We start from the raw sequence: 12940 nt of genomic DNA on the forward strand, positions 1-12940 counted from the left end.
TCAGAGCTCTCCCAGTTTCAAATCGGGCGTGTAATCGCCCTCGACATCCTTCACCACCGCCTGGGCGCAGCGCATCTTGCCGCTCGCCGGGTCATGCGCATAGGCGGGCGCGCCGTAAAGCGCCCAGCCCTGCGCCAGCGCCGCGGTCACCTTGTGGCAGAAGGCGGCGCTGTCTTCCCCGGTCAGGAGCCGGTAGGCCTGCATCACGACGTCATCGGCAGCGGCGGAACGCCGGCCCAGAAATGCACGAGGATGATCCCGACATAGAGTGCGATGGCGATCCCCCCGAGCCGCAGATCGCCCTTCAGAGTGCCGCCGGTATAGCGGGTGACGCCCTTCTCGGAACGGTTGATCAGAACGATCTCGGCCACAGCCCAGGCCCCGAGCCCGCCGAAGAGGATGATCGAGGCGAGATCCCAGTTCACCAGCAGATGCGCCACCGCCCAGGTGATGAAGCCGTACAGCATCGGGTGGCGAAACCATTGCCGCGCATGGCTTTTCGAGCTGCCGACGCCGAACAGCGCTACCGCGCCCAGCATCAGCGTGTTGTTCACATGGACCAGCCAGGACGGCCCGGCAAAGCGGTACGGCATCCCCGCGGTCTTGTAGCCGATCACCATCAGCACGACCGAGACCACCAGCGGCACCGCGAACAGCGCCTTCGACGCCATGCCCAGCCTGTCGTCCAGCATCGCACGGATGCCCGGGAACAGCCGCTTGAACAGATGCGCGAAGCTCCAGAGAGCCACGCCGAGGATAAGAAGAAACATCAGACCGCCTCCAGTTCTGCAATCGCGGCCGCCTTGGCCAGCGTCTCCCTCGCCGTAACGATATGCAGGTTCTCGACAATGCGGCCATCCACCACGGCGACACCCTGCCCCGCCCGCTCGGCCTCCTCGAAGGCGGCGATCTGGCGGCGGGCAAGGTCGATCTCGGCCTCGGTCGGGGCGAAGGCGGCATTGGCGATGGCGATCTGCGCCGGGTGGATCAGGGTCTTGCCGTCAAAGCCCAGATCGCGGCCCTGCTCGCATTCGGCCTTCAGCCCGGCCTCGTCCTTGAAGGCGTTGTAGACCCCGTCGACCGCGACGATGCCATGGGCCCGCGCGGCCAGCAGGCAATGGGTCAGGCTCGCGGTCAGGGCCAGCCGGTCGGGCCGGAACCGGCAGCCCAGCTCCTTGGCCAGATCGTTGGTGCCCATCACGAAGCCCTCGAGCCGCGGATGCGCCGCCAGCGCCTCGGCGTTCAGGATGCCCTTCGGCGTCTCCATCATCGCCCAGAGCGGCACATCCGGGATCGCGGCGGCCAGATCGTCCAGCTGGGCCGTGGTCTCGACCTTGGGCAGCAGCACCGCATCGGCCCCCGCTCCGGCAATGGCCGCGACATCGTCCCGGCCCCAGGGCGTGTCGAAGCCGTTCACCCGCACGATCCTGAACCGGCCGCCATAACCGCCCGCCTTCAGCGTCTCGGCCAGAAGGGTCCGGGCCGCGGGCTTTTCCTCGACGGCGACGGCATCCTCGAGATCGAAGATGATCGCATCGACCGGCAGCCCCCGCGCCTTGTCGAGCGCGCGGTCCTTGGAACCGGGAATGTACAGCACCGAACGGAAGGGGCGGGCACGCGGGTCCATTGATTCTCCTCCGGAGTCATTTTGTTGCGCGAAACCAACACGGCAGGGTCAGAATACGCAACCCCTTTTGCGCGACGACGCAGAACCCGCAACGCGCGCCCCGCTAGGCCCGCCTTTGCGAAGCTCACGCAATCTGCAGCGCATGCCTTCGGGTCTGCCCGTTCCCCCATTGAGCCGCCACAGGAGCCTGCCATGCGCGCCCCCCGCCCCTTCCGCCATCCCGCGATCCTGCCCGTCCTTGCCGCCCTGATGATCCTGCTGCCGCAGCTGGCGCTGCCCCAGAACCAGGGCCAGAATCAGCGGCAGAACCAAGGGCAGAACCAGAACCAGGCGATCGGGCGCCAATGCGGCCCGCGCGACGGCATTCTGGACCAGCTTCGCAACCGCTATGGCGAGTCGCGCCAGGCGATGGGGCTGGCCGGGAACAATGCCGTGGTCGAGATCTTCGCCAATACCCGGACCGGCACCTGGACCGTGACCGGCACCTTCGCCAATGGCCTGACCTGCCTCATCGCCAGCGGCGAAGCCTATAATCCGGTCGCAGAGCCCCCGGGCCAGGCGCTCTGACCGGCTCAACTCAGCCCGTCCCACAGAAGCTTGGCCCCGGTCAGCGCGAGCGCGGCATAGGTGATGCCGAAGAACCAGCGCTCCGGCACCAGCCGGTGCGCCCGCACCCCCAGCCAGACGCCAAGGACCGCGACCGGCGCCAGCAGCAGCACCGCCAGCCAGGTATCGGCGGTGAAGATGCCGAGAAATGCATAGGGGCCGAATTTCAGCAGGTTGATCGCCCAGAAGACCAGCACCGTGGTCGCCTGAAAGCTGGTCTTGTCCAGCCGCTGCGACAGCAGGTAGACGGCGACCGGCGGCCCTCCGGCATGGCTGACGAAGCTGGTGAAGCCGGCCACAGCACCCGAGATCGCGCCCGCGCGCCGACCGAAGGGGCGCTGCCGCGCCGGGATCAGCCTCAGCCGCACGGCAAGCTGGAAGCCGACGAAGCCCAGCGCCACCAACCCGATCAGCACCCGGAACACGTCCGGATCGGTCAGGTGAAACACCGCCGCCGCCAGCGCGATGCCCGGCACCGCGCCAAGGATCAGCACCCGCGCCGATGCCCCGTCCCAGCGCCGCCAATAGGGCCGGAGCGCGGTCACATCCATCAGCATCAGAAGCGGCAGCGTCACCCCCAGCGCCACCGCCGGGCCCAGAATCACCACCATCACCGCCGAGCCCGCAAAGGCCACGCCGCCGCCGAAGCCGCCCTTGGACACACCTGCGAACAGGATCGCCGGGATCGCCACGGCGAAGAAGAACGGGCCGAAATCGATCACGGCAGGGCCTCCGGATAAAGCAACTCCGGCCCCGTCTATCCGATCGGGGCGCCCTCAGGAACCGCCCGAACAGGCCCACGGCCTTGCGCCGAAGGCGCCAAAGGACTACGCATCGCGCCGGAACCAACCAACCGGGGAACAATCAGACATGGCCAGACCCAAGATCGCTCTTATCGGCGCGGGGCAGATCGGCGGCACGCTCGCCCATCTCGCCGCGATCAAGGAACTGGGCGACGTCGTTCTTTTCGACATCGCCGATGGGGTGCCTCAGGGCAAGGCGCTCGACATCGCCGAATCCGGTCCCTCCGAAGGCTTCGATGCGGGCCTGAAGGGCACCAATGACTATGCCGACATCGCCGGCGCAGATGTCTGCATCGTGACCGCCGGCGTGCCGCGCAAGCCGGGCATGAGCCGCGACGACCTGCTGGGCATCAACCTCAAGGTCATGAAGTCGGTCGGCGAAGGCATCCGCGACAATGCCCCGAACGCCTTCGTGATCTGCATCACCAACCCGCTCGACGCGATGGTCTGGGCCTTGCAGCAATATTCGGGCCTTCCGCCCGAGAAGGTCGTCGGCATGGCCGGCGTGCTGGACAGCGCGCGCTTCCGCCACTTCCTGAGCCTCGAGTTCAATGTCTCGATGAAGGACGTGACCGCCTTCGTGCTGGGCGGCCATGGCGACACCATGGTGCCGCTGACCCGCTATTCGACCGTCGGCGGCATCCCGCTTCCCGATCTGGTGCATATGGGCTGGACCACCCAGGACAAGCTCGACGCCATCGTGCAGCGCACCCGTGACGGCGGCGCCGAGATCGTCGGCCTGCTGAAGACCGGCTCGGCCTTCTACGCGCCCGCCACCTCGGCGATCGAGATGGCCGAGGCCTATCTGAAGGACCAGAAACGCCTGCTGCCCTGCGCGGCCTGGGTGGACGGCGCCCTCGGGCTCAAGGGCCTTTACGTGGGCGTGCCGACCGTGATCGGTGCCGGCGGCATCGAGCGCGTGGTCGACATCAAGCTCGACAAGCCCGAGCAGGAGATGTTCGACAAGTCGGTCGGCGCCGTGCGCGGCCTGGTCGAGGCCTGCAAGGCCATCGACAACAGCCTCGCCTGATTTCTCCGCCGCCGAAAGGCGCGACGACATCCGCCTGCGCCGCCCTCCGGGCGGCGCGGGTTTTTTTATTGCCTCCATTCCCGACGCCACCGCGGCGCAGGCCGCGCCTTCGGAGCGCCGCGCCATCGACGCGGCTGCGGTCAGCCCCTTCCCTGACGGCGCGGATCGCTTCCGCCGGGCGGCGGACAATTTCGGAAACCTCGTCTTAAGTGTCGCGTACTAAGAGGGTCGATGTCGGCCCCGAAGCAGAACCGTCGCGGGCGCCTCGCATCGCGAAGGACCAGAGATGACCTCGAACGCAGAAGCCTCGCAAGACACTGCAGATTTCGAAACCGCCCTTGCCCAGGCTCTCGGGGCGCAGATCCTCGACGAGGCCCATGTTCTGAGCTTCGACATGGAAACCAGAAGCCTGGTTTCCGCCAGCGAACCGACGATCTTCCTGCTGGAACTGTCCGAGGATGCGCTCGGAGTGCATGATTTCGACAGTCTGATCGCGTCGCCCGGCCAGACCTCCGACGATCTCTGGAATCGCGCCGCCGCCGGAACCGGCCCGGTCTGGTCCGGCAGCTTCACCGCCAGCCGGTCGGGCAGTTCGCATCCGATGCAGATGCGCAGCGTCGTCTCGGTCTGCGCCGATGGCAGCCTGCGGCTGTCGGTGGTGGGCGAACCCGCCTGCTCTGCCCCGCCCGCGACCCAGAAGGCCCCTGCCGAGGTCGACAGCGCCCTCGCCAGCCTCCGCTACGATGCCGAGGGCCACATCCAGCAGGTTTCGGCACCGATGTGCACGCTATTGGGACAGACGTCCGAAGACCTGATCGGCCAGCACATGCGCCGCCAGGTCGATGCCGAGTTCGGCCGCGGAACAGCCTGGGCCGAGGCCTGGGCCGGACTGCTCCGCGGCGAACGCACGGTCCTCGACATCCCGCATCGCCACAGCGGCCACGGCACCGTCTGGACCCGATCGCATCTTCTGCCGCTCACCGATGCCGAGGGCGGATTCGCCGGCGCACAGGAAATCGCCACGGACATCACCAGGGAAAGGCGCGATCTCGACCGGATGCGGGCGCGGCACGCCGCGCTCGACAGCCGCCTCGCCATCGCCGAATTCCGTACCGACGGCACGATCCTCGAGGCCAGCGGAGGGTTCTGCAAGCTGCTCGGGCTGGCACGGGCCGATCTCGACAGCGCAAGCCACAAGACCCTGATGCCCGCCGAATTTACGGGGTCGCGCCGCTATGACGACTTCTGGAACCGCCTGTCCCGCGGCGAGCCGGTCTCGGGTCTCTTCCGCCATGAGGGCCCCGATGGGCGCATAGTGTGGCTGTCGTCCTGCTACATGCCGCAGGCCGCCGCCGAGACGGGCGAGGTGCAGTCGGTGCTGTTCGTCGGCCATGACATGACCGAGGCCCGCAAGGCCGAGACCGCGGCCGAAGGCAGGCTCGACGCACTCGACCGTGCAATGATGGTGGCCGAATACGATAGCGCCGGACGGATCCTCTCTGCGAACGGCATGCTGCTCGACCGCATGGGACACCGCATCGAGGATATCCGCGGCAGCAGCCACGGTCTGTTTCTTGAAAAAGGTCGCGACAAGGACGGCACCGAGGCCCGTTTCTGGGAGGATCTTCGCGACAATGGCGGCTTCTCGGGTGAAATCATGTGGGTCGATGCCGACGGCCGCGAGGTCTGGCTTCACACCGTCTACCACCCCGTCGCAGATCCCGAGGGCCACTCCGACCGGATCATCCAGATCGCGGTCGACATCACCGATACAAAGCGCCTGATGCTTGATCTCGACGGCAAGTGGCAGGCGGCGCTGAACCATCAGGCAGTGGTCGAATTCGACCCCGATGGCAAGATCCTGCAGGCCAATGAGGGCTTCCTGCGGCTCGTCGGCCATTCGCTGCGCGAGGTCCGCGGACAATCGCACAGCTCGTTCTGCCATGGCGACGACATCCGGTCGCCCGCCTATACCGACTTCTGGATGGCGCTGCGCAAGGGCGAGGCGCAATCCGGCCGCTACCGCCATGTCGCCCGGTTCGACCGCGATCTCTTCATGCTGGCCCATTACACGCCCCTGACCGATTTCCGCGGCGAGGTCGACCGTGTGGTGATGTGCGGCTATGACATCTCGTCCCAGGTCGAGCTGGAACGCGCAACCGCCGCCCGGGCACAGGCCTTGACCGCCGAGCTTGGCAGCCTGCACGAGGTCAATGACATGCTGCGCGGCGATGCCGACCTGCTGGCCCGCACCAACGAGAAGCTGCAGGACAGCGCCCGCAACGGCGACCGCCTGCTCGACGGCGCGCTCAGCGAAATGCGCACCGCCCGGGAGGCCGCCGACAAAGTCACGGAAATCGTCGATCTGGTCGGAGACATCGCGGTTCAGACGAACCTGCTGGCCTTCAACGCCGCCATCGAGGCGGCCCGCGCGGGCGAGCATGGCGCGGGCTTTTCCATCGTCGCCGACGAGGTGCGCAAACTTGCCGAACGCAATGGCGAAGCCGCACGCGAGATATCACGCCATATCGAACGGGCGAATGACAGCATCCTGCGATCGGCCGATGGCACCGAACAGACGATCGAACGGATCCGCGCCATCGGCAGCATGGCCGAAGAGGCCATCGGCGGTCTGACCCAGGTGGTCGCTCATGCCGGGGTGGGCGAAGCCGCGGCCGCGACACTGGCGCGCCTTGCAGAAGAGCTCGGCCAGGCGGCCGGGCCCGACGGACAATGATGCAAACCGCATCCGAAACCCGCCGCGAAGCGACCTATGCCCTGATGGAGGTGGATGGCGGGGTGATCGGCATCGACATCGAACATCTCTCAGAAGTCGCTCCGATCGACGCGCTCTCGCCGCTTCTGGTCGCACATCCCGCACTGATGGGCGCGATCCGGCTGCGCGGCCATATCATCCCGGTGGTCGATCCGCGCAGCGTCTCGGGCATCGCCCCGACCGGCGCCCCCCCCGGGATCGCCGCGATCCTGAACCAGGGCGACCGCGTGCTGGCACTTGCGGTGAACACGATCTCCGGTCTGGCCAGGCTGCCGGACACCGCGGTCCAGCCGCTTGCCGCCGGCGGCGCCGAGACGCCGTTCTTCGTCGGCGGCTTCTTTCACGACGGACAACTGGTGAACGCGGTCGACCCGGCCGCGCTGTTCGCTCTGGGCGGGCTGCCCGTTGCCGCCCGGTTTCGCCGCGACGAGCGGCCCCGCAACGGGTCGGGCGGAGAGGGCCGGGCATATCTGACATTTCGCGCGGGCGGCGCCACCTTTGCCGCCCCTGCGGTCGAGGTCTACCGTACGCTGCCGCGCCAGACCGTCGAACGGAATGCGCTGACCGGAGGCGACTGCCTCGGGTCGGTCACCGTCAACGGGTTGCGTGTCCCCGTGCTCGACGCAACCGGCCTTCTGGGGCTCGGCGGCACACGCGAACGGCCCGACCCGGAAATCGTGGTCTTCGGCTTTGGCGACGACCGGCTGATCGGGCTCGCGGTCGACGTGATCAGCCGGATCGCGACCTTCCGTACCGACGACATGCAGCCGCCGCCCGCGCTTCTTGGCAGCGGCGCGGGCGCCATCGCCTCACTGGCCATCGCGGAGGATGGGGCACAGACCTATGTGATCGGGGTCGAGCGGCTGCGCGAGATGAAGGGGCTGCAAGCCATCGCCGAAATGTCGGCCCCGGTCAGCCCAAAGCCTGCCGCGCATACCTCCGCCCCGGCGCGACCGGCCGCCGCCGCAATGCCGGCCCGCCCCTCGGGCATCGGCGCGGAGCCGGTGACGGACACCATCCCGGCCTCCGCACCCGGCGCCCCCTCCGATCCCGATGCGGGCGAGGCACCCACCCTCTCGCCCGACTCGCTGATCCGCGACCGACGCCGCTACCTGACCTTCCAGGCAGGGATCGCCCATGCCGCGCCGATCGAAGCGGTCATACGCATCATCGAACCGCCCTCCGCCATCACGCCGATGATGCACCCGGTCCCCGGTGTGCTCGGCTTCTTCTCGGTCGGCGGCCGGGCAACGACGCTGGTCTGCCTGTCCCGGTTTCTGGGCGAAGCCCCGCCGCGCAAGGGCCAGCCTCGCCGGATTTTGCTGGTCGGCCCCGTCGAGCGCAGAATTGGCTTTCAGGTGTCCTCGGTCGATGGCATCGAGCCTGCAAACTGGCGCGCGCTCAACACCGCCCCCGCGCCGTTTCGCGAAGAGATGGTCAGCCTCGGCCGCGGTACGGCCCCCCGGCTACTGCCCTGTCTGGACATCTGCCGCCTTGCCGCCGATATCGCCGAACGCTTCCACGACCACAACATCTATGCCTGAGCAAGGCAGGCCCCGCAGCCGCCCTCAGACCGGACCACGGGTCTCGATCCGGCTGCCGGCCGGCTCCTTGTGCACATAGAACCCGTTCGGGATCGCCTCCTGAACCAGCGGCACATGCGAGATCAGCCCGACTGCCCGGGCATGTCCGACCAGCGCCCCCAGCGCCTGCAGCACCCGGTCGAGCGTCCCGGCGCCGTCTTCGGTGTCGAGACTGCCGAAGCCTTCATCGATGAAAATCGTGTCGAGCCGCACCTTGCCGCTGGCACTCTCCACCGCATCCGCAAGCCCCAGCGCCAGGGCAAGCGCGGCGATGAAGGTCTCGCCGCCCGACAGCGTCGCCGTCGGCCGCGCCTTGCCGGTGAACAGATCGAAGACCTGCAACCCCAACCCGCGCCGTCCGCGTCCTCCGCCCCCTTCGGCCTCGCGCTCCAGCCGGTAGCGCCCGCCGCTCATCGGTCCGAGCCGCCGGTTCGCCGCCGCCAACACCCGGTCGAACATCGCGCCGATGGCATAGGTCTCGAGGTCGAGCCCCTGGGGATTGCGCCCGTCGAAAAGCGCCGACAGGCGGCGCAGCGGCGCTGAGGCAGCCTCCTCGGCCTCGAGCCGCTGCAGCGTTCCGGCCAGGTCGTCGCGAAGCGACGCCAGATGGTCCGACGCATGCGCCGCCGCGGCGCGCCGCTCGGTCGCCTCCGCATGCCGGACCTCGGCTGCGGCCAGCACCTCACGCAGTTCCGGCAGATCGGGCCGCGTCCGCCCCTCGACCGCCTCGGCCGTGGCCCGAGCGCGTTCTTCCGCCACCGCCAGCGCGCGACCATGCGCCTCGACCGCGGCCCGGTCCTCCTCCAGCCGGGCGATGGCGGGTTTCAGCGCCGCCAGATCGTCGGCGGAAAGCCCGGTCTCGCCCAGTCGCCTGGCAAAGGCCTGCCGGGCGCCCTCGTGCCGGGCGCGCGCCTCGGCCATCGCCCGCACCGCCGCCTCATGGCCAGCGCGCGCGGCCAATGCCGCCTCGCGGGCCTCGGTGGCGGTCTTCATCGCGCCCTGCCGCGCCGCATCGCGGGCCTCGAGCACCGCCTGCCGGGCGGACAGCGCCGCCGTCAGCGCGGTCTCCGAGCGCAATGCTTCGGGCACCGGCGCCAGCATCGCCTCGATCCGCGCGGCTTCGCGCAGCGCCTCCGCCTCGCGTTCGGCAATGACCTCGCGACAGCGCTCGCGCGTGTCTTCGGCTGCCCTGACCGCCGCGTCGAGCCGGGCAAGCAGGCCCTCTGCAACGGCAATCTCGGTCTCCGCCCCGAGCGCGGCCAGAGCCTCATGGTTGGCTTGGATCCGGGTCTTGAGCGTCGCCGTGTCGGTTGCGGGCCGGTCAAGCCCGGCCAGCCGTTCCTGACGGCCAGCCAGCACACCGCGTTCCGAAGCAAGCGCCCGATCAGCCTCGCGCTGCGCCCGGTCGGCCTCTTCCCATGCCGCCCGCGCCGTCCGCAACGCCGCCTCGGACGCCGAGGCCTCGCCCGCCCCGGCGGCAGGCGCCGGATGGTCGGTCGCGCCGCAAACCGGACAGGGAGCGCCCGGTTGCAGACCGGCCGCCAGATGCAAGGCCTGGCTCCGCGCCAGACGACGTTCGGCCGCCTCCATCTCGGCATGCGCGGCGCGACTCCGGCGCGCGGCGTGTTCCTGGGCCCGAACCAGCCGGGCAACGGCCTCGGTGGTCTCACTGACGTCGCGGGTCGCGGCCTCGACGCTCAGCACGGCCTTCATCTCGGTTTCGAGCGCCTGCAGCCGGGCGGACAGCAGCGCGCGATTGGCCGATGTCTGCCGTGCCGCCTGCACCGCCTCGGCCGCCTTGCCGCGCTGCGCCATGCGCTGAGCCAGCGCCCCCTGCGCGGCGGAATGCTCGGCCCGTGCCGCCTCGGCCCCGGCCTGCGCCTCTTCCGCGCGCTGCCGCAGCTCGGCCGCCGCCACAAGCGTCTGGGCATGACGCTTCAGCGTCTCGACCTCGCGGCGCAGCGCCTCGGTTTCGGGCCCGCGCGCCGTCTCGGCCTCCTGCCGCGCCGCCGCGCGCGTCGCGGCGGTCTTGACGGTTTCAAGACGCGCCTCGGCCGCATCCATCCGTTCGGACGCCGACTCGGCCTCGCGCGCGGCCTCGACAACCTGCGCCTCGAGATCGAGCAGCAGCCGCGCGCGATCGGCCCGGCGGACCTGCGCGGCCAGCTCGGCCATCGCGGGCCCGGCCTCGCGGATCCCGGCCAGCGCCTGGTCTGCCGCCGCCGCCGCCAGAAACCGCGCCTCGGTCTGTTCTGCCGCGCTCAGCTCCGCACGGGACGCCACCGCCTCGCGCGTTGCCGCCGTCTCGGCGGTCCGGGCCTCGGCCAGCCGCGCCTCGGCCCCGGCAAGACCGGTCTCGAGCGCCTCCATCCCCTCGAAACCCTCGGCCGCAAGCCGTCCCTCGCAGACCGCACGCGCCTCGCGCAGGGTCCGTTCCAGCATCTCGGCCTCGGTCTTCATCATCGCGGCGAGGCGGCGGTAGATCGAGACATCGAAAAGCTCGCGCAGGATCTCGAGCCGCTCGCGGGTGCGTGCGGCCAGGAAGGTCTCGAACCGACCCTGCGGCAGCAGCACGATCTGACGGAACTGGTGCGACCCATAGCCCAGAAGCTCTGTGACCGCCGCCGAGACCGCGCCCACCTTCTTTTCGGCCAGGATCTTGCCGCGCCCCTCGGCCCCGATCCGGTCGAGCGGCAGCCCGGTCGCGTCGAAAAGATAGGCCTCATGCGGGTCGCGGGTCTCGCCGCTGCCGCGGGTCTTGGGCCGCGACTGATCGGGACGGCGCAAGAGCACATAGCGCCGCTCGCCCAGATCGAACACGAACTCGACCTCGGTCGGCATGTCCGGATCGGCATGATCGGCACGGAGCGAGGGCGCGTCCTGCTCGGCCCGCGCGGCCTCGCCGAACAGCGCGAAGGTCATCGCGCTGAAGATCGTCGACTTGCCCGAGCCGGTCCGGCCGTAGATCCCGAACAGCCCCGCCGCCACCGCGGCGCGGAAATCGACCACCTCGCGGCCGGGAAACGGGCCGAAGGCCTGCAAGGTCAGCCGGACAGGCCTCATGCCCCCTCCTCGCCGCCGCGCAGCCCGTCGAGGGTCGCGGCAATCGCGGCCAGTTCCTCGGCATCGGCCCGCTCGCCGCGCACCTGATCCAGGAACCCGCCGATCACCGCCATCGGATCGTCGAGCCCGCGCGGCACCGGGCCCAGCGCCTTGAGCTCGGGCGCCCGCGCCTCGCGCGCATAGCAAAGGTCGCAGGCATTGGGGAACACCGCGCGCAGCCGCCGCATGGCGTCGATCACCGGCGCCTCGTCGGTCAGGACAGCGCGCAGAAAATCCTCCGAAGGCGGCAGCCGCAGCAGGTCTTCATGGCGCCCCTCGACCACCCGCACGCCCCGGATCGGCCGGAACGGGATCGGCGCGATCCGCACCTCTCCGGCGCCGTCGATCTCGACCAGGCTCATGGATTTCTCCTCGCCCGCCTCGTCGAAGCCGAAAGCGAGCGGCGCGCCCGCATAGCGGATCTCGGGCCGCCCCGCCGATTGCGGGCGGTGCAGATGGCCGAGCGCGACATAATGGGCGCCGTCGAACAGCTCGGCCCCGACCGTCTCGACCCCGCCGATCCGGGCCAGCGGCCGCTCGGCCTCGCTGACACTGGCGCCCGCGACGGTGCCATGGGCGACGACGACCCAGCGCGCGCCCTCGGGCAGGGCCGCCCGGGCGGCGCCGATCTGGGCGCGCAGCACGTCCTCGGGCGAGGTGAGGGTCTCGTCGCCGAACGCTTCGCGCGCGGCATATTCCCAGGCAAAGGGCAGCGCCGAAAACGCGACCGGACCCGCGGCATCGCCAAGGATCAGCGGCGGTTCCTCAGCCGCGACCGTACCCCGGATCAGCGCCCGGGCGGTGTCGGTCATAACCGACATCGCCTCGATCCGGTCGCCGGAATCGTGGTTCCCCGCGATCATCACCACCGCCGCGCCGGTCTCGGCCCGGATCCGGCTGAGGAAGGCGTTGAACTGGCGCACGGCGCTGGCGGGCGGGGCCGCGCGGTCGAAGACATCGCCCGCGATCACCAGCGCATCGACCTCATGGGCCAGGGCCGCCGCCGCGATCTGGTCGAGAATGGCGGCATGGTCGGCCTCCAGCGAGAGGCCGTTGAACTGGCGCCCGAGATGCAGGTCGGCGGTATGGAGAAAACGCATGCCGGAAGTCCCTTCCGCCAGTCCGAGGCGAAGTCTAGAAGCTGCGGCGAAGCCCGGTCAAGCCGGTCCGCCTCAGCGCATGAAGCGCGCGGCCTCGATCCAGTCGACCATGGCGACATCGATCTGGCGCAGGATCTCGGCGGCACGCTCGGGCTCATTGCGGTTTTCAAGCGCGTCCAGCGCCATGTGCAGCGCCCGGTGCATCTGCTGCACCCCGTCGATCGCCTCGCGGCTGGCCACTGGTTTCATGCCCGCTCCTTCCGGCCCTGTTGCCCTGGGCCAGAGATGGACCGGAACCCCGACCGGAGGCAAG

Annotated in this window: 11 protein-coding genes; 4 read left to right on the forward strand and 7 right to left on the reverse strand. The window is 69.6% G+C overall.

The features are described 5' to 3' along the window. The 3 genes from A6W98_RS18720 to A6W98_RS18730 are packed head-to-tail and all read right to left on the reverse strand — an operon-like array spanning position 1 to position 1627. Positions 1-204 (reverse strand): DUF1737 domain-containing protein, encoded by a 204-nt coding sequence (locus A6W98_RS18720; RefSeq protein ID WP_042464223.1) that lies wholly within the window; start codon positions 202-204, stop codon positions 1-3. Further along, complete coding sequence (locus A6W98_RS18725; RefSeq protein ID WP_042464225.1) at positions 204-770, reverse strand: NnrU family protein; 567 nt, start codon at positions 768-770, stop codon at positions 204-206. Before A6W98_RS18725 ends, A6W98_RS18720 begins: the two co-directional genes overlap by 1 nt. Next, entirely contained in the window at positions 770-1627 is an 858-nt protein-coding gene (locus A6W98_RS18730) for an HpcH/HpaI aldolase/citrate lyase family protein (protein WP_042464227.1), read from the reverse strand. Before A6W98_RS18730 ends, A6W98_RS18725 begins: the two co-directional genes overlap by 1 nt. Before the next feature lie 192 nt (positions 1628-1819). Between A6W98_RS18730 and A6W98_RS22060 the strand changes: the two genes are divergently transcribed. Then, the gene (locus A6W98_RS22060) at positions 1820-2194 is read left to right on the forward strand and encodes a hypothetical protein (protein ID WP_231098311.1); all 375 of its coding nucleotides are present in this window, start codon (positions 1820-1822) and stop codon (positions 2192-2194) included. 5 nt (positions 2195-2199) lie between these two features. Here the strand turns inward: A6W98_RS22060 and A6W98_RS18740 are convergent, their stop codons facing one another. Next, on the reverse strand, positions 2200-2955 hold the full coding sequence (locus tag A6W98_RS18740; protein WP_042464229.1) for a sulfite exporter TauE/SafE family protein: 756 nt from the start codon (positions 2953-2955) through the stop codon (positions 2200-2202). A gap of 148 nt (positions 2956-3103) precedes the next feature. Here A6W98_RS18740 and mdh point away from each other — a divergent pair, with 148 nt between their 5' ends. From mdh to A6W98_RS18755, 3 genes are all read left to right on the forward strand, one after another. Next, positions 3104-4066 carry a malate dehydrogenase gene (mdh, locus tag A6W98_RS18745; RefSeq protein ID WP_042464231.1) on the forward strand — a complete coding sequence of 321 codons (963 nt, stop codon included), beginning with the start codon at positions 3104-3106 and terminating at the stop codon, positions 4064-4066. A gap of 286 nt (positions 4067-4352) precedes the next feature. Next, on the forward strand, positions 4353-6803 hold the full coding sequence (locus A6W98_RS18750) for a PAS domain-containing methyl-accepting chemotaxis protein (protein WP_042464233.1): 2451 nt from the start codon (positions 4353-4355) through the stop codon (positions 6801-6803). Continuing rightward, positions 6803-8386, forward strand: coding sequence for a chemotaxis protein CheW (locus A6W98_RS18755; protein WP_168161843.1), 1584 nt, complete (start codon positions 6803-6805; stop codon positions 8384-8386). Before A6W98_RS18750 ends, A6W98_RS18755 begins: the two co-directional genes overlap by 1 nt. Positions 8387-8410: 24 nt before the next feature. Here A6W98_RS18755 and A6W98_RS18760 read toward each other — a convergent pair whose 3' ends face one another. The 3 genes from A6W98_RS18760 to A6W98_RS21335 form a co-directional block, all read right to left on the reverse strand. Beyond that, the gene (locus A6W98_RS18760; RefSeq protein WP_042464236.1) at positions 8411-11488 is read right to left on the reverse strand and encodes an AAA family ATPase; all 3078 of its coding nucleotides are present in this window, start codon (positions 11486-11488) and stop codon (positions 8411-8413) included. After that, positions 11485-12627 carry an exonuclease SbcCD subunit D gene (locus A6W98_RS18765; protein WP_042464238.1) on the reverse strand — a complete coding sequence of 381 codons (1143 nt, stop codon included), beginning with the start codon at positions 12625-12627 and terminating at the stop codon, positions 11485-11487. Before A6W98_RS18765 ends, A6W98_RS18760 begins: the two co-directional genes overlap by 4 nt. A gap of 72 nt (positions 12628-12699) precedes the next feature. Next, entirely contained in the window at positions 12700-12876 is a 177-nt protein-coding gene (locus A6W98_RS21335) for a hypothetical protein (protein WP_155734861.1), read from the reverse strand. Positions 12877-12940 lie beyond the last annotated feature (64 nt).

This window comes from Rhodovulum sulfidophilum DSM 1374, assembly GCF_001633165.1.
GTDB classification, from domain to species: Bacteria; Pseudomonadota; Alphaproteobacteria; order Rhodobacterales; family Rhodobacteraceae; genus Rhodovulum; species Rhodovulum sulfidophilum.